General features: G+C 72.9%; 17 protein-coding genes. 12 read left to right on the top strand and 5 right to left on the bottom strand.

The genetic code is table 11. The features are described 5' to 3' along the window. Positions 1-150: 150 nt before the first annotated feature. Positions 151-870 carry a G1 family glutamic endopeptidase gene (locus ACIG5E_RS33535; RefSeq protein WP_396539986.1) on the bottom strand — a complete coding sequence of 240 codons (720 nt, stop codon included), beginning with the start codon at positions 868-870 and terminating at the stop codon, positions 151-153. Positions 871-1,250: 380 nt separating this feature from the next. On the opposite strand from ACIG5E_RS33535, the gene ACIG5E_RS33530 reads away from it, so the two are divergent. The 9 genes from ACIG5E_RS33530 (at position 1,251) to ACIG5E_RS33490 (ending at position 12,817) form a co-directional block, all read left to right on the top strand. Continuing rightward, positions 1,251-2,933, top strand: coding sequence for an LCP family protein (locus ACIG5E_RS33530; RefSeq protein ID WP_396539984.1), 1,683 nt, complete (start codon positions 1,251-1,253; stop codon positions 2,931-2,933). A 330-nt stretch (positions 2,934-3,263) separates the two neighbouring features. Then, the gene (locus tag ACIG5E_RS33525) at positions 3,264-4,919 is read left to right on the top strand and encodes an LCP family protein (protein WP_396539982.1); all 1,656 of its coding nucleotides are present in this window, start codon (positions 3,264-3,266) and stop codon (positions 4,917-4,919) included. A 106-nt stretch (positions 4,920-5,025) separates the two neighbouring features. Beyond that, a complete protein-coding gene (locus ACIG5E_RS33520) occupies positions 5,026-5,475 on the top strand; it encodes an SRPBCC domain-containing protein (RefSeq protein ID WP_396539980.1) in 450 nt (149 codons plus the stop codon). 193 nt (positions 5,476-5,668) lie between these two features. Beyond that, complete coding sequence (locus ACIG5E_RS33515; RefSeq protein ID WP_396539978.1) at positions 5,669-6,469, top strand: VOC family protein; 801 nt, start codon at positions 5,669-5,671, stop codon at positions 6,467-6,469. A 101-nt stretch (positions 6,470-6,570) separates the two neighbouring features. Continuing rightward, the gene (locus tag ACIG5E_RS33510) at positions 6,571-7,317 is read left to right on the top strand and encodes an HAD family hydrolase (protein WP_396539976.1); all 747 of its coding nucleotides are present in this window, start codon (positions 6,571-6,573) and stop codon (positions 7,315-7,317) included. Positions 7,318-7,535: 218 nt separating this feature from the next. Further along, on the top strand, positions 7,536-9,941 hold the full coding sequence (locus ACIG5E_RS33505; RefSeq protein ID WP_396539974.1) for a glycoside hydrolase family 65 protein: 2,406 nt from the start codon (positions 7,536-7,538) through the stop codon (positions 9,939-9,941). Between the two features lie 148 nt (positions 9,942-10,089). Beyond that, positions 10,090-11,802 carry a pyruvate dehydrogenase gene (locus ACIG5E_RS33500; RefSeq protein WP_396539992.1) on the top strand — a complete coding sequence of 571 codons (1,713 nt, stop codon included), beginning with the start codon at positions 10,090-10,092 and terminating at the stop codon, positions 11,800-11,802. Between the two features lie 133 nt (positions 11,803-11,935). Further along, positions 11,936-12,571, top strand: coding sequence for a helix-turn-helix domain-containing protein (locus tag ACIG5E_RS33495; protein WP_396539972.1), 636 nt, complete (start codon positions 11,936-11,938; stop codon positions 12,569-12,571). A 30-nt stretch (positions 12,572-12,601) separates the two neighbouring features. Next, a complete protein-coding gene (locus ACIG5E_RS33490) occupies positions 12,602-12,817 on the top strand; it encodes a DUF6126 family protein (RefSeq protein WP_396539969.1) in 216 nt (71 codons plus the stop codon). Between the two features lie 85 nt (positions 12,818-12,902). Here the strand turns inward: ACIG5E_RS33490 and ACIG5E_RS33485 are convergent, their stop codons facing one another. After that, positions 12,903-14,333 (bottom strand): PLP-dependent aminotransferase family protein, encoded by a 1,431-nt coding sequence (locus ACIG5E_RS33485; RefSeq protein ID WP_396539967.1) that lies wholly within the window; start codon positions 14,331-14,333, stop codon positions 12,903-12,905. A 168-nt stretch (positions 14,334-14,501) separates the two neighbouring features. Here ACIG5E_RS33485 and sigJ point away from each other — a divergent pair, with 168 nt between their 5' ends. Continuing rightward, the gene (gene sigJ, locus ACIG5E_RS33480) at positions 14,502-15,398 is read left to right on the top strand and encodes an RNA polymerase sigma factor SigJ (protein WP_396539965.1); all 897 of its coding nucleotides are present in this window, start codon (positions 14,502-14,504) and stop codon (positions 15,396-15,398) included. 58 nt (positions 15,399-15,456) lie between these two features. Here sigJ and ACIG5E_RS33475 read toward each other — a convergent pair whose 3' ends face one another. Continuing rightward, a complete protein-coding gene (locus ACIG5E_RS33475) occupies positions 15,457-16,374 on the bottom strand; it encodes an undecaprenyl-diphosphate phosphatase (RefSeq protein WP_396539963.1) in 918 nt (305 codons plus the stop codon). Positions 16,375-16,610: 236 nt separating this feature from the next. Continuing rightward, positions 16,611-17,390: an NRDE family protein gene (locus ACIG5E_RS33470; protein WP_396539961.1), complete on the bottom strand. Its 780-nt coding sequence runs from the start codon at positions 17,388-17,390 to the stop codon at positions 16,611-16,613. A 133-nt stretch (positions 17,391-17,523) separates the two neighbouring features. On the opposite strand from ACIG5E_RS33470, the gene ACIG5E_RS33465 reads away from it, so the two are divergent. After that, positions 17,524-18,015 carry a carboxymuconolactone decarboxylase family protein gene (locus ACIG5E_RS33465; protein WP_396539990.1) on the top strand — a complete coding sequence of 164 codons (492 nt, stop codon included), beginning with the start codon at positions 17,524-17,526 and terminating at the stop codon, positions 18,013-18,015. An 11-nt stretch (positions 18,016-18,026) separates the two neighbouring features. Further along, on the top strand, positions 18,027-18,836 hold the full coding sequence (locus ACIG5E_RS33460; RefSeq protein ID WP_396539959.1) for an isocitrate lyase/phosphoenolpyruvate mutase family protein: 810 nt from the start codon (positions 18,027-18,029) through the stop codon (positions 18,834-18,836). A gap of 65 nt (positions 18,837-18,901) precedes the next feature. On the opposite strand, the gene ACIG5E_RS33455 is transcribed toward ACIG5E_RS33460, so the two are convergent. Further along, positions 18,902-19,201 carry a hypothetical protein gene (locus ACIG5E_RS33455; RefSeq protein ID WP_396539957.1) on the bottom strand — a complete coding sequence of 100 codons (300 nt, stop codon included), beginning with the start codon at positions 19,199-19,201 and terminating at the stop codon, positions 18,902-18,904.

Here is a 19,201-nt window from a genome sequence, read left to right as displayed (position 1 = left end):
CGCCCGAGGGGCGGGGGCCGCGGCTTGGTTTGGCCTGGGGCGGCGTTATATTTTGTGTTTTCCGGCGGCACTGGGGGGCCCCCCCCGGGGCCCCCCCCGCCGGGGGGGGGGCGGCCCCACTTCCCGCTCCTCGCTCCGTGCGTACGGTGGCTACTCCGCCAGGAACGTGTCGGTGAAGCTGGTGCCGCTGGAGCCGAGTCCGCTGGTGCTGGCCTCGAAGACGCCGTTGGAGCTGGGGTCGAGCGCGACGGGGCTGTAGGAGCCGAGGGACTTGCCGTTGACGGTGGCCGAAGTGAAGCTCAGCGTGCCGAAGTTGGGGTAGGACCCGGTCGGCGACTCGATGATGACCTCGGCGCTGGTCCGTTGCGCGGAGAGGGACTTGGTGGTGCTGTAGGTCCAGCCGCGGGTGGAGTCGGTGAGCTTGAGGGTGTACCTGCTGCTCCCGGCGTAGGTCACCGACGCGCTGATGTGGTCGCCGGCCGACACCGGGTACGAGCTGAGGCTCAGGTAGACCGGGTTCGCCGGGTACATCTCGTACCAGGCCTGGTTGACCGGGCTGCCGCTGGAGCAGTCGGTCGCGACGCCGGTCTGCTCCACGGTGGAGGAGCCGTACCCGTCGATGCCGACCCAGGGTGCGTAGAGGTCGTTGGTGGAGTTGCAGGTCGCGTCCGGCTCGGTCCAGGACGCCGAGACCGAGGTGAAGCCGCTGCCCGTGGCGGCGTAGCCGCCCCAGTTGTAGCCATTGGTGTTGTACGCCAGAGGGCGGAACGACAGGCTCTGGGCGGCCGCCGCGGTGGTCGGTGCCGCGGGCGCGGCGAGGGTGGTGGCTGTAGCCGCGAGGGTGGCGAGGCGGATCAGGAATTTGCGCATGCTGGCTCCTTCGTGGGGGACGAGCAGGAGGTTCACGCGCCAACCCGGCCGTGGGGCGGCCGTTGAGGGGTGGCAGTACAGAATTGCCGACTGTCATGAGCCCGGCAAGAGTGCGGCTGGAATGTTGGGGAGTCAATTGCACTACTGAGTACAAGACTTGACGAAGCTCCCGAAGGCCCCCGCCTTCCCGGACGAGGGCCTTCCTGCGTAGCAGTCTCAGGTCACCGGCCTGCCCGGGGCGGTGTGATCGGACCTCAAAACGGTCCCAGTGATGGCAATTTGACGTCGAACTGCTTTGGCTTGATCCATTTGTGTGTTTCGCTGGGCTGCGACAGACCTGTCGAGGGCGGGCCGACCGTCGGTCCGGGACCGGGGGAGCCATGACCGAGAACGCCGAGCAGCCGCCGCACGCCGAGCAGCCGCCGCAGAGCGGCCGGGCCGCCGCCCGCAAGGCCTCCGGCGGCGGGTCGCGCTCGCCGCTGCTGATCGCGGGCCGGGTGGTGGCCTGCACGGTCGGCTTCGCGGTGTTCGCGGCCAGCGGGGTGGTCTGGTACGAGTACACGTCCCTCACGGACGGGATGACCACGTCGAGCGTCATCGAGCAGACGAAGAAGGACGCCCCCAAGCACCTGGACAACTCGGTCAACCTGCTGCTGATCGGCCTGGACAGCCGCAAGAACATGGACGGCTCCGACGTCGACCCGGCCATCGTCCAGAACGAGCTGCACGCCGGCGCCGACTCCAAGATCGGCGGCTACAACACCAACTCGCTGATCCTGCTGCACATACCGGCGGGCGGCGGCAAGGTGCAGGCGGTGTCGATCCCCCGCGACGACTGGGTGATGACCTTCAACGGGGACGGCAAGGAGATGGGCATGGCCAAGATCAAGGAGGCCTACGGCAACGCCAAGGAGGCGTTCAATGACAGCCCGAAGGCCAAGGGCCTCAAGGGCGCCGACCTGGAGAAGGCCGGCCGGGACGCCGGCCGCGCGGCCACCATCCGCACCGTGCAGAAGTTCGTCGACCAGCCGGTGGACCACATCGCCGAGGTCAATCTGATGGGCTTCTACGACATCGCCGAGCAGCTCCAGCCGATCGACGTCTGCCTGACCCACCCGGTGGACGACCCGATCATCGCCAGGACCGCCACCCACGAGGGCAGCGGCACCGGGCTCAAGCTCCCGGCCGGCGTCAGCCATCTGAACGCCGCCGACGCGCTCTCCTTCGTCCGCCAGCGCCACAACCTGAACGACGGCCACGGAGACTCGGACGACTTCGCCCGCACCCACCGCCAGCAGGCCTTCATCTCCTCGGTGATGCACAAGCTCAAGCAGCAGGGCGTCATCGGCGACTTCGGGGCGATGCAGAAGCTGTTCGGCGTGGTGCAGAAGGACCTGGTCATCGACAACGAGTGGAACATCCTCGACTTCGCCCAGCAGGCTCCGGCCCTCACCGGCGGCAACGTCGAGTTCAACACGCTGACCTACGACACGGGGGCCAAGCGGGGCGACCCGCCGCAGGACGTCAACCTGGTCACCCCGGCGAAGATCCAGAAGGTGGTCAAGCAGGTGTTCGGCGGTGCCGACGCCGCCGCGCCCGCCCCCGCCGACACCCCGAGCGGTGATCCGACCGCCACCCAGGCGCCGACACAGACCGCCACGGCCACCCAGGCGGCCGCCCCCGCCACGGTGGACGTGTTCAACGCCTCCTCCGCCGCCGGGGTGTCCTCCGCCGGCGAGGCCAAGGTCCTGGTCGGCCTGGGCTTCAAACAGGGGACGACCGGCCCGGCGCACACCAAGCCGAAGACCACCACGGTGACCTACGGCAAGGGCGCCAAGGAGGCAGCCGACCAGATCGCCGCCCGCTACGGCGTCACCGCCACCGAGTCCTCCTCGGCCGGCGCCGGCCACGTCGTGGTCACCCTCGGCACCTCCTTCGACGGCGTCGCCTCCGACCGCCCTGCCGCCCCCAGTGCCGCGCCGAGCGACCCGGCCGCCAACGTGGCGATGCAGGGTCCCAAGGTCGAGGCCCAGTCCGACGGCGGCATCCCCTGCGTCTTCTGACCCGGTCGGCGGCGACCCGTCCGAATCGGGCGTTTTCGGATGGTCTGGAGCGGGATCAGCCGTTCCCCGCCGGGGTCATTGGTGTACCGAAGGCCAGTGTTCTTATCTGATCTCAATATGATCGGAAGCCGCGATGGTCGTTCTGTATCGACCTTCGTACGTACAACCAGGGAGCGGTCCGGTCCGTCTCCCCCTGTGCGGTGCGCCAGATCGTCCGGGGCGTCGCTTCCGTCGGTGAAAGGTACGCGCATGTCAGGTCGGAGGGGCGAGAGCCCGGCTCGGGGCGAGGAAGCGCCCGACGCGCTCCCGGCGGAAGGTACACCGGGCACCGTGCCCTCGCCGCGTTCCGGCGGCCGGGCCGAGGCCCGTCGCGCCGCGCAGGGCAAGGGCGGCGGCGCGGCGGACGGTGGGTCCGGCGGACGGGCGGCCGCGCGGCGCGGCGCCAAGCCCAAGAAGAACGTGAAGAAGATCGTGGCCTGGTCGGCGGCCGGCGTGCTGGTGCTGATCGCGGGCACCGGCGGCGCGATCTACTACAAGCTGAACGCCAACATCAAGTCCTTCGACGCCGATGCGATAGCCACCGACCGCCCGCCGGAGGCCAAGGCCGACGCCGACGGCAACAAGCCGGTCAACGTCCTGCTGATCGGCTCCGACAGCCGGGGCGGCAACAACTCCGACCTCGGCGGCGGCGAGGACGGCGGCGCCCGCTCGGACACCACGATCCTGCTGCACGTCTATGCCGACCACAAGCACGCCGTCGGCATCTCGATCCCGCGCAACACGATCGTGCCGATCCCGTCCTGCAAGCTGCCCAACGGCAAGTGGACCAAGGGCGGGAACGACCTGTTCAACGCCGCCTTCTCGGTCGGCGGCAGCGACAGCGGCAACCCGGCCTGCACCCAGAACACCGTGGAGAAGGTCACCGGCATCCGGGTCGACCACACCATCGTGGTCGACTTCAACGGCTTCGCCGCGATGACCAAGGCCGTCAACGGCGTGGACGTCTGCCTGCCGAAGGCGATCTACGAGGGCGACATCAACCCCAACCTGCACAAGAAGGGCAACCTCGTCCTCCCGCAGGGCAAGCAGACCGTCGAAGGGCAGCAGGCGCTCGACTACGTCCGCCTGCGGCACGGCATCGGCGACGGCTCCGACATCGGCCGGATGAAGCGCCAGCAGGCCTTCATGAGCTCGCTCGCCACCAAGATGAAGAAGGAGGGGCTGAGCCCCACCAACCTGCTGCCGCTGGCCGACGCGGCGACCAAGTCGCTCACCGTCGACCCGGGGCTGGACTCCGCGGACAAGCTGCTCTCCTTCGGCCTGTCGCTGAAGAACATCGACATGCACGACCTCAAGTTCGTGACGGCGCCCTGGCGCTACCGCACCCAGGACGCCAACATCGACCTGGTCCAGCCGGACGCCAACAAGCTCTGGGACATCCTCAAGGCCGACCAGACCATCGACGGCCAGAACGCCACCGGCCAGCAGCCGGACGCCGCCGCCAGCCCGAGCGCCGCCCCGCAGCAGGCCGCGCCCAGCACGCCCACCGCCCCGGCGGGGGACGCCTCCAACGCCTCGATCAAGGTCGCGGTCTACAACGGCACGCTCGCCAACGGCCTGGCCGGCAAGGCGACCGACCTGCTGAAGGGCGCCAAGTTCACGGCCAGCACGGCGGGCCAGGGGCCGAACACCAAGTACAAGACCACCACGATCGAGTACAGCTCCAGCCAGAAGACGAACGCGGAGAAGGTCGCCGCACTGTTCCCCGGCGCCAGCCTGGAGCCCAGCAGCGCGCGGGGCATCTCGGTGATCGTCGGCCAGGACTTCGCCGCGGCCAGCGGCATGGGGACGACCACCGGCGGCACCGCGAGCACCACCCCGGGCACCCAGACGCCCCCGCAGCCGCTGCCCACCACCGTCACCAACGACGCCCGCTCGGCGGACGACGACATCTGCGCGAACACCACCTACGGCAGCGGCGGCTGACCGCGCCCGCCCGTTACCGACGGCACGACCCCCGGAGCGCGTGGCCCCGGGGGTCGTGCCATCGTGGGCCGTAGAGGGGGCCCCGGTCATCGAAAGGGCGGACCCCATGCCCGAGATCGCCATGCAGATCGACATCGCCGCGCCCCGCACGGCCGTGCTCGACGCGCTCAACACCCACGACGGGCTGACCAGCTGGTGGACCACCGGCGTGGACCGCGAGGGCGACGTGCTGCTCTTCGACTTCCCCGGCGTGCCCGAGCCGTTCCGGCTGCGCCGCGAGCGGGCCGACCTGGACCGGGTGCTGTGGGCCAACGCCGGGGCCTTCCCGCCGCACTGGGCCGGCACCTGGATCAGCTGGGACCTCGCCGACCAGCCCGACGCGCCCGACCGCACCCGGCTGCTGTTCCGGCACGGCGGCTGGCAGCCGGGCAGCGAGGAGGGCGTCCCGATGGTGGCCGGCACCTGGGCCGAACTGCTGGTCCGGCTCAAGGACTACGCGCAGAGCGGCAAGGTGCAGCCGTACTTCGTCACCGTGATGCGCCACGACGAGGAGTGACCCGCCGGTGGCCTCCGGGCCGCCGGTCGCCCGCCAGGGCGCCGTCCGGTGGCGGGAACGCGGCGGCGGACCGAAGGTGGGCGGTGTACCTCCGTCGTACCGCTGTCCGCGCGGACGGCCGTACCGGTCGGGCCGGCGCCCCCGCCCGCCCGACGACCACAGCCGGCCACCACCGCCTCCGGGAGGCCCAGCAATGCCCGTAGTGACCGATCCGTACAAGCCCGGCACCCCGTGCTGGATCGACCTGATGGCGAGCGACCAGCAGGCCGCGCTCGACTTCTACCGCGACCTGTTCGGCTGGCAGGGCGAGATCGGCCCGGCCGAGTTCGGCGGCTACGCCGTGTGCACGCTGGGCGGCCGCCCGGTCGCCGGGATCATGACGCAGTCCGGGCCCGAGGGCCAGCCGCTGCCGCCGGTCGCCTGGACCACCTACCTGGCCTCGGACGACGTCGACGCGGCCAAGACGGCCATCGTCGGGGCCGGCGGCACGGTCCTGTACGACCCGATGGACGTCGGCACCATCGGCCGGATGCTGGTCGCCGCCGACCCGACCGGCGCGGTGTTCGGCGTCTGGCAGGCGATGGACTTCATCGGCGCGGGCGTGGTCAACGAGCCCGGCGCACTGGTCTGGAACGAGCTCAACACCGCCGACACCACCGCGGCGGGCCGCTTCTACCAGCCGGCCCTGGGCCTGCGCCCGGCCACCATCCAGGGCATGGACGGCTACTACTCGCTGAACGTCGGCGACCGCACGGTGGGCGGCATGCAGGAGATCCCGAAGTACCTGGGGGCCGGCACGCCCTCGCACTGGATGCCGTACTTCTCGGTGGACGACACCGACTCCGTGGTGGACGCCGTGGTCAAGCGGAACGGCACGGTGATCCAGCCGCCGTTCGACATGCAGTCCGGCCGGATGGCCGTGGTCAAGGACCCGCAGGGCGCGGTCTTCGCCGTCATCCAGGCGCCCGAGGCCCAGCTGCCCGACTCGCCCTGATCCCGCACCCGAACCCGCAGCGGCGACCGGAAGCCGCTCTTCCCGCGACGCGCCGCCGGGAATGGGCGGCTTCCCCCGCGTTCCCGGGGCAGACTGCACCCATGCTGGGGCTACCGGACGACATCCGTGCTTTCCTCTTCGACCTCGACGGGGTGCTCACCCAGACCGCCACGGTGCACGCCGCGGCCTGGAAGGACACCTTCGACACCTTCCTGCGCGCCGAAGCCGCCCGCACCGGCGGGCAGTTCGTCCCCTTCGACGCCGTCACCGACTACGACACCTACGTGGACGGCCGCCCACGCCTCGACGGCACCCGGGCCTTCCTGCACAGCCGGGGCATCGACCTGCCCGAGGGCACCGAGGACGACCCGCCGAACGCCCGTACCGTGCAGGGGATCAGCCGGGCCAAGAACGACACCGTGCTGCGGCTGATCCACGAGCGGGGCGTCGCGCCGTACGAGGGCTCGGTCGCCTACGTGCGCCGGCTGCGCGCGCTCGGGCTGCCCAGCGCGGTGGTCTCCTCCAGCGCCAACTGCCGGGACGTGCTGCGCTCGGCGGGCATCCTGGACCTCTTCGACCTGATCGTGGACGGCGTGGTCGCCAAGCAGCAGGCCCTGCCCGGCAAGCCCGCCCCGGACACCTACCTGTACGCCGCCCGCGAGCTCGGCGTCGAACCCGCGCACGCCGTCGTCTTCGAAGACGCACTCGCCGGGGTCGCCTCCGGCCGGGCCGGCGGCTTCGGCGCGGTGGTCGGGGTCAACCGCACCGGGCAGGCCGCCGAACTGCGCCGCGACGGCGCCACGGTGGTCGTCGACGACCTCTCCGAGCTGCTGGGGGAGGAGGCATGAGCGAGCGAGTCATCGAGAGGCGCGGGTGGGCGAATGCCCCTGCCGAGCGCGGCGAGGTGGGCGCATGAGCGAGCGAAGCGAGCGAGTCATCGAGAGGCGCGGGTGGGCGAATGCCCCTGCCGAGCGCGGCGAGGTGGGCGCATGAGCGAGCGAAGCGAGCGAATCATCGAAAGGCGCGTGTGGGCGAATGCCCCTGCCGAGCGCAGCGAGGTGGGCGCATGAGTCCTGCCGACAACTTCACCGTCGACCCCTGGCAGATCACCGAACACGGCGTGGACGCGACCTCGATGGCCCGCGCCGAGTCCGTCTTCGCGCTCTCCAACGGGCACATCGGCCTGCGCGCCAACCTGGACGAGGGTGAGCCGCACGGCCTGCCCGGCACCTACCTCAACGGCGTCTTCGAGCTGCGCCCGCTGCCGTACGGCGAGGGCGGCTACGGCTACCCGGAGTCCAGCCAGAGCGTCATCAACATCACCAACGGCAAGATCATCCGGCTGCTGGTGGACGACGAGCCCTTCGACCTGCGATACGGCGAACTCGTCAGCCACACCCGCTGGTTGGACTTCCGTGAGGGCCTGCTGCACCGCGAGTGCGAGTGGACCTCCCCGGCCGGCCGGACCATCCGGGTGCGCTCCTCCCGGCTCGTCTCGCTCACCCAGCGCGCCATCGCCGCCGTGGAGTACAGCATCGAGGCGGTGGACGGGCCGGTGCGGATCGTGCTCCAGTCCGAGCTGGTCGCCAACGAGCAGCTGCCCGGTGGCCCCGAGGGCGATCCGCGCGCCGCCGCCGTCCTGGAGGCTCCGCTGCAGCCCGAGGCGCACCACGCCAGCGGCACCAAGGCCGTCCTGGTGCACCGCACCCGGTTCAGCGGCATCCGGGTCGCCGCCGGGATGGACCACGTCATCGAGGGCCCGGAGCGGCTCGACACCGTCGCCGAGGCCGAGTCCGACCACTGCCGGATCAGCGTCACCACCGTGCTGGAGCCCGAACAGAAGCTCCGGCTGGTCAAGTTCATGTCCTACGGCTGGTCCGGCACCCGCTCGCTGCCCGCCGTCCGGGACCAGGTCGAGGCCGCGCTGAACGCCGCCCGGTACACCGGCTGGGACGGCCTGGTCGCCGAACAGGCCGACTTCCTCAGGGAGTTCTGGGAGACCAGCGACATCGAGATCGAGGGCGACGTCGAACTCCAGCAGGCCGTCCGGTTCGCCGTCTTCCACGTCCTGCAGGCCGGCGCCCGCAGCGAGGAACGCGCCATCCCCGCCAAGGGGTTGACCGGCCCCGGCTACGACGGCCACAGCTTCTGGGACACCGAGACCTTCGTGCTGCCGGTGCTCACCTACTGCCTGCCGGGCGCCGTCAACCAGGCCCTGCGCTGGCGACACACCACCCTCCCGCTGGCCCGCGAACGGGCCGCCCAACTCGGCCTGTCCGGCGCGGTGTTCCCCTGGCGGACGATCCGCGGCGAGGAGTGCTCCGGCTACTGGCCGGCCGGCACCGCCGCCTTCCACATCGGCGCCGACATCGCCACCGCGGTCGCCCGCTACGTCCGGGCCACCGGGGACCAGGAGTTCGAGCGCGAGTACGGCCTCGAACTCCTGGTGGAGACCGCCCGGATGTGGCGCTCGCTCGGCCACCACGACAGCGCCGGGAAGTTCCGGATCGAGGGCGTCACCGGCCCCGACGAGTACAGCGCCGTCGCCGACAACAACGTCTTCACCAACCTGATGGCGCAGACGAACCTGCGCGCCGCCGCCGAGGCCGCCGTCCGCCACCCGCGCGAGGCCGGCGAACTCGGCGTCGACACCGAGGAGACCGCCGCCTGGCGCGACGCCGCCGCCGCGATGTACGTCCCGTACGACGAGGACCTCGGCGTCCACCCCCAGGCCGACGGCTTCACCCACCACCAGGTCTGGGACTTCGAGGACACCCCGCCGGAGAAGTACCCGCTGCTGCTGCACTACCCGTACTTCGACCTGTACCGCAAACAGGTGGTCAAGCAGGCCGACCTGGTGCTCGCCATGCAGGTCCGCGGCGACGCCTTCACCGACGAGCAGAAGGCCCGCAACTTCGCCTACTACGAGCGGCTCACCGTCCGGGACTCCTCGCTGTCCGCCTGCACCCAGGCCGTCATCGCCGCCGAGGTCGGCCAGCTCGACCTCGCCTACGACTACACGGCGGAGGCGGCGTTGATGGACCTCCACGACCTCGGCGGCAACACCCGCGACGGCCTTCACATGGCCTCGCTCGCGGGCGCCTGCATCGCCCTGGTGGCCGGCTTCGGCGGACTGCGCGACCACGGCGAGGTGCTCGACTTCCGGCCCCGGCTGCCCTCCGGGCTGATGAAGCTGAGCTTCTCCCTGCTGGTGCGCGAGCAACTCCTCGGCGTGCGGATCACCCACGCGGGCACCACCTACACGCTGCGCCGCGGCGAGGTGATCCACCTGCGGCACGACGGGGAGACGGTCCAGGTCAAGGCCGGCTCCCCGGTCACCCTGCCCACCACCGTCCCGCCCGCCCAGGAGCGCTGCGCCCAGCCCCCGGGCCGCGAACCCGCCCGGCGTCAGGCCCAGGCGGGCCTGGTCGCGGGCAAGCTCGGCCAGCAGGACCACCTGGCGGCGGAGTAGCCCACCCACTCCGGGCGCGGGGCCGTCCGGGCCCCGCGTCCCACCCGTTCGGCCCGCCCCGGGTGCACCGCCCTCCCGCCCCGTCGGAGGGTTCAGGTGTCCTGTGGCGATCGAAGGGAAGTCCCCCGTGGCGACCGTGGCCGAACAGATGGTGGAGGTGCTCCGGCAGGCCGGGGTGGAGCGGGTCTACGGCGTCGTCGGCGACAGCCTCAACCCCGTGGTCGACGCGATCCGCCGGGCGGAGGGCATCAGCTGGGTGCACGTCCGCAACGAGGAGGCCGGGGCCTTCGCGGCCGCCGCCGAGGCCGAGCTCAGCGGCCGCCTCGCCGTCTGCGCCGGCTCCTGCGGCCCCGGCAACACCCACCTCGTCCAGGGCCTGTACGACGCCCAGCGCAGCGGCCTGCCGGTGCTCGCGCTGGCCTCGCACATCCCGTCCGGGCAGATCGGCACCGGCTTCTTCCAGGAGACCCACCCCGAGCGGGTGTTCACCGACTGCAGCAACTGGTGCGAGATGCTCTCCACCCCCGCCCAGCTGCCCCGGCTGCTGCGGGTCGCCGTCCAGCACGCGCTGGGCTCGCACGGCGTCTCGGTGCTGGCCTTCCCCGGGGACGTCGCCGCCCTGCCCGCCGCCGGGCCGACCGGCACCAGCCACTTCCTCACCGAGCAGGCGGTCGCCGCACCGCCCTGGTCCCAGGTGCAGGAGCTGGCCCGGCTGCTCAACGCGGCCCGCCGGGTCGCCCTGTTCTGCGGCGCCGGGGTGCGGGGCGCGCACACCGAGGTGATGGCGGTCGCGCAGGCGCTGAACGCGCCGATCGGGCACTCGCTGCGCGGCAAGGAGTGGATCCAGTACGACAACCCGTACGACGTCGGGATGAGCGGCCTGCTCGGCTACGGCGCCTGCCACGAGGCCCTGCACTCCGCGGACCTGGTGCTGCTGCTGGGCACCGACTTCCCGTACGACTCCTTCCTGCCGCAGGTGCACACCGTCCAGGTCGACCACGACGCGACCAGGCTGGGCCGCCGCACCGCGCTGGAGCTGGCCGTGCACGGCGACGTCGCGGCCACCCTGCGGGCCGTCCTGCCGCTGCTGGACGCCAAGCAGGACCGTTCCTTCCTGGACGGCATGCTGCGCAAGCACTGCCGGTCCCTGGAGGACGTGATCGGCGCCTACACCCGGGACATCGAGAAGCACCTGCCGATCCACCCCGAGTACGTCGCCTCGGTGCTGGACGAGGTGGCCGCCGAGGACGCGGTGTTCACCGTGGACACCGGCATGAACAACGTCTGGGCCGCCCGCTACCTCCAGCCGAACGGCCGCCGCCGGGTGATCGGCTCCTTCCTGCACGGCTCGATGGCGAACGCCCTCCCGCACGCGATCGGCGCCCAACTCGCCTGCCCGGGGCGGCAGGTGATCGCGATGGCGGGCGACGGCGGGATCGGCATGCTGCTCGGCGAGCTGCTCACGGTGGCCAAGCACCGGCTGCCAGTGAAGACGGTGGTCTTCAACAACGGCGCGCTCGGCATGATCAAGCTGGAGATGCTGGTTTCCGGCTACCCGGAGTTCGAGATCGACAACGGGGACGTGGACTACGCCGGCATCGCCCGGGCGATGGGGATCCCGGCCAAGCGGGTGGCCGAACCGGCCCGGGTCCGGGAGGTGCTGGCGGAGGCGCTGGAGCGGCCCGGTCCGGCCCTGGTGGACGTGGTCACCGACCCCAACGCGCTGTCCATCCCGCCGCGGATCACCGCCGCCCAGCTGAAGGGCTTCGCGCTGGCGGCCGGGAGGACGGTGCTGTCGGGCGGCGTCGGGCGGATGGTCGACCTGGCGCGCAGCAACCTGCGCAACATCCCCCGGCCGTGAGCACTGTGAGCACTGCGGGCGCCGTGAACACTTGGGCGACTTCGGTCACTTCGGGCGCTGGGAGTACTTCATGAGGGTTTGCCTCTGAGGCAAATTTCTTGCCCGGGCGGCATGCCGGGTGTCCACTGGTCACATGACCACCAGCTCCACCGGCACCCCCGACGCCGGCGACCAGCTCGACGACCAGGAGGTCGCCGGCCTCGCCGCCCGCCTCCGCGAGCACCGGCTCAGCAGCCGGCTCACCCTGGAGGTCGCGGCGGGTCGGGTCGGTCTCTCCCCAGCCTACTTGTCCCGACTGGAGACCGGCCGTCGTCAGCCCTCGCTGCCCGTGCTGCTCGGCCTCGCCCGCGCCTACGGCACCTCGGTCTCGGGCTTGCTCGGCGAGGCCATGGTCGAGCCGGACCCGGTGGTCCGCGGCGGCGCCATCGAGCCCGGCCGGGCCGGCGGCTGGGGCTACCGCCGGGCCGGCGCCCCCGGTCGCGCCATGCAGGCCCTGCGGGTGCACGTGCCGCCGGGCGTCCAGGACGCGGTGGTCCGGGTCCACCCCGGCGAGGAGTGGCTGTACGTGCTGCGCGGCGAGCTGCGGGTGACCCTCGGCGACCGCGTCCACCACCTCGCCCCCGGTGACTCCGCCCACTACGACTCGCTCACCCCGCACTGCATCGCCGCCGAGTCCGACTCCGGCGTCGAACTGCTCTTCATCCACACCCTGTTGCAGAGCCCCGGCGGCGAACTCTGCCTCGGCGGCGGCCCCGCCGCGACCCACTGACCTGCCGTCAGACCCTCGGAGGAGATCCCCATGGCCGATCCCACCACCACCGCCACCGTCACCACCACCGCCGCCGCCGCCGTACCGGTCGGCGCCGCCGACACCGCCACCGGCCCGAAGACCATGGACGCCGGCAAGTGGGCCAACAAGCGGGTCTACCTCCGCCTGGTCATCTACACCGCGGGCATCCACGTCTTCGCCGGCTTCATCATGCTGCTGTTCGAACTGGGCAACCGCAACCGGTAGTCGACCCACTCCGGGCTCGTCCGCCTCCGCCTCCGACCCTGCCTCCGACCCCGCCGGAGGCGGACGTCCGGCGTCCCCGGGGCCCTCACCCCGCGCGGAGCACCCCGCACAGGGCCTCCAGGGCCGCCGGGAAGGCGTGCTCCGGCGGGGTCGCGTAGCCGATCACCAGGGCGGGCCCGGCCTCCTCCGCCTCCTCCGCCTCCGGGTCGGCGCGGTGCCAGCCGAGGCCGCTGAGGGCGAGGCCGGCGGCCTGGGCGCGGGCCACGAGTTCGGCCTCCGGCGTCGAGCCGGGCGGGAGTTGGAGCACGGCGTGGAGACCGGCCGCGATGCCGGTGACCCGGACCTGCGGGGCGTGTTCGGCGAGGGCCGCGACCAGCCGGTCGCGGCGGCGCCGGTAGTGCAGCCGGCAGCGCCGCACGTGCCGGTCGTACGTCCCCGAGGTGATCAGCTCGGCCAGCGTCAGCTGGTCCAGCACCGGGGACATCGTGTCGGCCAGCACCTTCAGCCGGGCGACCGGTTCGACCAGGGCGTCCGGCAGCGCCAGCCAGGCCAGCCGCAGGCCGGGGGCGAGGCTCTTGGCGGCTGTACCGGCGTACACCACCCGCTCCGGGTCGAGCGCCTGCATGGCGCCGAGCGGCTGCCGGTCGTAGCGGAACTCGCCGTCGTAGTCGTCCTCGACCACGTACCGGTCCTGTTCGCGCGCCCACCGCACCGCGGCCGCCCGCCGGTCGGCGGACAGCGGGGCGCCGGTGGGGTACTGGTGGGCGGGGGTGAGCAGGACGGCCCCGCTGCGGGCGTCGAGCCGGTCGACCAGCGCGCCCTCGCAGTCCAGCGGCAGCGCGACGGTGGACAGCCCGGCGGCCCGCACCGCGGCGTGCTGCGGCGGCAGCCCGTACGCCTCGACGGCCAGCGACCGGGCGCCGCGCTCCCGCAGGGCCGCGCAGAGCAGTCCGAGACCCTGCTGGACGCCGCTGCAGATGAGCAGGTGGTCCGGGTCGGTGCGCACGCCGCGGACCCGGGCCAGGTAGTGGGTGAGGGCCTCCCGCAGTTCGATCCGGCCGAGCGGGCTGCCGTAGCCGAGCGCCTCGTGCGGCGCGGTGGCGAGGGCGCGGCGGGCGGCGGCGAGCCAGGCGGTGCGGGGGAAGAGCGAGAGGTCGGGCCGCCCGGACATCAGGTTGTGCCGGGCGGCCGGCCGCCGCGCCCGCGGCCGGGCGGGCCGTACGGCGGGTGAGGGCGCGGCCCGCCGGGCGACGGTGGTGCCGGAGCCCTGCCGGGAGTTGAGCCAGCCCTCGGCGGTGAGCTGGCCGTACGCCTCGACCACCGTGTTGCGGGCGATGCCGAGGTCGTCGCCGAGCGCCCGGGAGGAGGGCAGCCGGGTGCCGGGTGCCAGCCGCCCGTCCTGGACGGCCTCCCGCAGGGCGTCCTCCAGGGCGGCCCGCAGCCCGGTGCCGGCGGCGCGCCGCTCGGTGAGGTCCAGGTGCAGGTCGCCGCCGAAGGAGGTCCAGGAGCCGTTCACGGCCCCATTGTCCCGTGCCGCGTCGGCTCACCACGCGGCGCCGGCGGGCTCCTCGATGGTGGTGTTGATCCCGGAACGCTTCGCCGTTCAAGCGGTGATCACCACGATCCTCCTGGTCGGTTAGCGTCCGTCACTGACCCGACGGATCCCGACGCGAGGATGTGACCGATGAGCGAGGAAATTTCCCAGGTGGATCTCCTGGCCGCGCAGTTCGAGGCGGAGCGCCCCCAACTGCGGTCCGTGGCCTACCGGATGCTCGGTTCGGTGGCCGAGGCCGAGGACGCCGTCCAGGAGGCGTGGCTGAAGCTCAGCCGCAGTGACGCGCGCGAGGTGCGCAACCTCGGGGCCTGGCTGACCACCGTGGTCGGCCGGGTCTGCCTGGACCAGCTGCGCTCCCGGGCCTCCCGCCGGGAGGACCCGCTGCCCGAGCAGGAGGGGCAGGTGCGGCTGCCGGACCCGGTGGTGAGCGGGCTGCCGACGCTGGACCCGGTGCACGGGATCCTGGTCGCCGACTCGGTGGGGATCGCGCTGATGGTCGTCCTGGAGACGCTCTCCCCGGCGGAGCGGGTGGCCTTCGTGCTGCACGACATGTTCGACGTGCCGTTCGACGGGATCGCCGAGGTGCTCGGCCGCACCCCGGCCTCGACCCGTCAGCTGGCCTCCCGGGCCCGCCGCCGGGTGCAGGGCGCCACCCCGGCCGCCGACTCGGACGACAACCGCAAGCGCGCGGTCGTGGAGGCCTTCCTGACCGCCTCCCGGGGCGGCGACTTCGACGCCCTGCTGGCCGTGCTCGACCCGGAGGTGCTGGCCCGCTCCGACGGCGGCACGCTGGTGCCGAGCGTGCTGCGCAGGGGTGCGGCGGACGTCGCCGCGCAGGCGGTCACCTTCGCCCGCTTCGCCGCCGAGGCGCGCCTGGTGCTGGTCAACGGCTCGCCCGGGGTGGTGTCCTTCGCCGACGGCCGCGCGCTGTCGGTCATGTCGTTCACCATCCACGACGGCCGGATCACCGGTCTGGACATCCTCACCGACCCGACCCGGCTGGCCGCCCTCGGCCTCACCGCGTAGCCGTGAACGCCGACGGGCCGTCCGGCAGCCCGCCGGACGGCCCGTCGGGCGGTCTCGCTCAGAGCGACAGGTACACCGCGCTGCCGACGCCGGCCAGGAAGCAGTACACCGCGAACGGCGTCAGGCTGCGGGTCTCGAAGTACTTGGTGAGGAAGCGCACCGAGACGTAGCCGGCCACGAAGGCCGCGACGCTGCCGGCCGCGACCGGGCCGAGGACGGCGGAGTTCTCCGGCTTGAACAGCTCGGGCACCTTCAGCACCGAGGCGGCCAGGATGACCGGGGTGGCGAGCAGGAAGGAGAACCGGGCCGCGTCCTCGTGGTGCAGTCCGCGCAGGATGCCGGCGCTCATGGTGACGCCGGAGCGGCTGATGCCGGGGAACAGCGCGAGGATCTGGGCGGCGCCGATCCAGGCGCCCTGGCCGTAGCCGAGCCTGGTCAGCCGGATGTCGGAGGCGACCGCCGGGTCGAGGCCCGGCTCGTCGACGGGGGCGGCGTGCCCGGCCCGGCGGCGGCCGGAGCCGCCGCGCTTGAGCCGTTCGGCGCCGAGCAGCACCAGCCCGTTGAGGGCGAGGAACACGGCGGCCGGGAGGGGCTTGCCGAGCGCGTGCCGCAACGCCTTCTCCAGGACGAGGCCGGCCACGCCGACCGGGATGGTGGAGATGATGAGCAGCCAGGCGAGCTTCTCGTCCCGGGTCTGCACCCGGCGGTGCCGGATCGAGCCGAACAGGCCGCTGACCACCCGGACCCAGTCCCGCCAGAAGAACACCACCAGGGCGAGCGCGGTGGCCAGGTGCAGGGCGACCAGGGCGGCGAGGTAGGAGGAGCCGTCGGCGGTCATGTCGAGGTCCCGCTGGATCTTCCCGCCGATCACGGCCGGGAGCAGGATGCTGTGGCCCAGGCTGGAGACCGGGAAGAGTTCCGTCACACCCTGCAGCAGGCCGACGCCTATCGCTTCCGGGTAGGTCAGGGTGGACATCGCGCACCTTCGCTCGGAGGTCTGCGGCCCGCCGATTCCGGGGGCCTCCGCGAAGCTACTACCGGCATGTAGACGCCCGGCAGCCCCGCCGCCAGAAGTTCATCGAGCGTATGTCCGGGTGTCACCGGCCCCGAGCTGACGGGCCAGCAGCCCGGTCACGACGCCCGGCAGCCCAGGCGACGGCACGGTGGCGGACGGTACGGCCCGGTGCGAAGTCCGGTCCGGGCGCTCCCGGCTCAGACCGCCACCCGCCGCCACCCCGACCCGTCGGCCGGCACCGGCGCGGTCGCGAAGTCGTAGCGCAGCAGCTCCGGCCCGAGCGCCAGCAGGGAGATCGAGGAGGACCCCCAGATCCGCCCGTCGCCGAAGTCCCGGCGCTGGATCAGCGCGGCGTCCTCGTCCAGCGCCAGCCCGTCGCCGGTGACGATCGGCAGCCAGCCGCCCCAGGCCCGCTCCGTCGCCCCCTCGGCGCCCGGTTCCGGGCGGGGCGCGGCGGCGAGGCGGGCCCGGAAGTGGTCGGCGCGGGCCGCCATCAGCGCCCGGATCCGCTCGGAGGCGGTGCGGTTGGCGGCCAGCCCCTCCAGGCCGTCGTTGAGCACCACGCTGAGCCCGGTGGGCAGTTCGTGCTCGGTTCGCAGCCCGCCGCCCCAGCTGGTGACGCGGGCGCCGTCGGGGCGGACCTGGACGAGGTGGAAGGGGTCGTACGGGGTCAGGTCGAGGTGCCCGATCCCGCCCTCGCGGACGGCGGTGAGCGGCAGTTCGCCGCGGCTGAGCCGGGTGCCGGCGGGGGCGAGCGGGCCGAAGCCGTTCAGCAGGCAGGCGGCGGTGCGCCGGGCCGGGTCGACGGCCAGCCAGGTGCCGCCGGCCGCGAGGTCCAGTCCGCCGACCAGCTCGGGCCGCTGCGGCCAGTGGTGGTCCGGCGGCAGCCAGGCGCGCCCGAGGTACTCGTCCCGGACGGACAGCAGCAGCACCGGTACCGCCGCCTCCGGTTCGATGCTGACGAAGGCCGTGCACACGGTCCCGTTCCCCCTGACGCCGTCCTGCCGAAGATCTCTGCCAGCGATCCTCGCACGCCTGTTCGTGCACCGGAAGTGGCCCAAGGAGCTCGGTGCCGAATGCACCAGAGCCGCGGGCCAGCGGGCTCCTAGGCTGGCCACCGTGACGACGAACACCGACGCCCCGAACGAGACCGTGCCCGCCCCCGAGCAGCGCCTGCGGATGCCGGGGCTCGCGCCCGACTTCTACCAGGCCATGATCGCCGTGGACCGGGCCTCCCGGCAGGGCCTGGACCCGGTTCTCGCCGAGCTGGTCAAGGTGCACGCCTCGATGATCAACGGCTGCGCCTTCTGCATCGACATGCACGCCACCGACGCGCGCAAGAACGGCGAGCAGGACCACCGCCTGGTCTCCCTCCCGGCCTGGCGCGAGTCCCCCTGGTTCACCGCCCGCGAGCGCGCCGCCCTGGCCCTCACCGAGTCGGTCACCCTGCTGACCCAGGGCCACGTGCCGGACGCCGTGTACGACGAGGCCGCCGCCCGGTTCGAGCCGGCCGAGCTGGCCCAGCTGATCGCGCTGATCGCCACCATCAACGCGTGGAACCGGATCGCCGTGTCCACCCGCATGAGCCCGGCCGCGAAGTGAGCGGGGCCGCGATGACCACCCAGCGGGAGAAGGCCCGGCTGCTCAAGGAGCTGCACCGCCCGGGCGAGCCCGTGGTGCTGGCCAACGTGTGGGACGCGGCGAGCGCCCGGCTGGTGGCCGGCGCCGGGGCGCGGGCGGTGGCGACGGCCAGTGCCAGCGTGTCCTGGTCGCTCGGCAGCCCGGACGGCGGCGGCGCCGACCGCGAGCAGGTGCTGGCCCGCACCGCCGAGGTGGTCCGCTCGGTCGACCTGCCGGTCACCGCGGACCTGGAGAGCGGCTACGCGGACACCCCGGCCGGGGTCGGCGAGACAATCACCGCGCTGCTCGCCACCGGCGCGGTCGGGGTGAACCTGGAGGACGCGGAGTACGCCCCGCAGGAGGCCGCCGAGCGGATCGCGGCCGCCCGGGCGGCGGCCGACGCGGCGGGCGTCCCGCTGTTCGTCAACGGCCGCACCGACGTCTTCCTGCGCGGCCTGGGCGAGCCCGAGGGCCGGCTCGACGAGGCGGTCCGCCGGCTGCGGGCGTACGTCGAGGCGGGCGCGGACGGCGTGTTCGTCCCCGGCGTCGCCGACCCGGAGACCATCGCCGCCCTGGTCGAGGCCGTCCCGGCCCCGCTGAACGTGCTGGCCGCCCCCGGCTTCCCGTCGGTCGCCGAGCTGGCCGAGCTCGGGGTGGCCAGGATCAGCCTGGGCCCGGGCCTGGCCAAGGTGGCCTACGCGGCGGTTCGCCGCGCGGCCGAGGAGGTGTACGCGAGCGGCACGTACACCTCCCTGGACGGCGGACTGACCTATCCGGAGCTCAACGGCCTCTTCGCGGGCTGAGCGGCACCGGCTGTGACGGACGGCTGACCGGACGGGGGTCGGTCAGCCGCCCGCCCGGCGCCCGATCAGGGGTTGATCTGCCCGCTGAGCCCCGGGTGGGACATCTGGTTGGTGCCGATCGCCTCCACCTCGTCGGCGGTGTGGCCGACCACCGGGAGCTTGCTCGCGGTCTTCAGCGCGAGGTCGGCGGGGGAGACTTCGAGTCCGTCGGTCAGGCCGCCGGTGGCGTCCGGCGAGCTGGCGATCTGGCTGGCGGCGGAGGCCGCCGGGGCGGCGAGGGCGAGGCCCGCCATGGTGAGGGCGGCCAGGGTGGCGAGTTTCTTCATGCCCTGCCGAACGACCGGGCCGCCCTCAGGTAACCCCAC

Origin of the sequence: Kitasatospora sp. NPDC053057 (assembly GCF_044546945.1) — a bacterium.
Classification (GTDB): Bacteria; Actinomycetota; Actinomycetes; order Streptomycetales; family Streptomycetaceae; genus Kitasatospora.
Note: the sequence above shows the minus strand (reverse complement) of the source record. Positions and strands in the feature narration are given on the sequence as shown.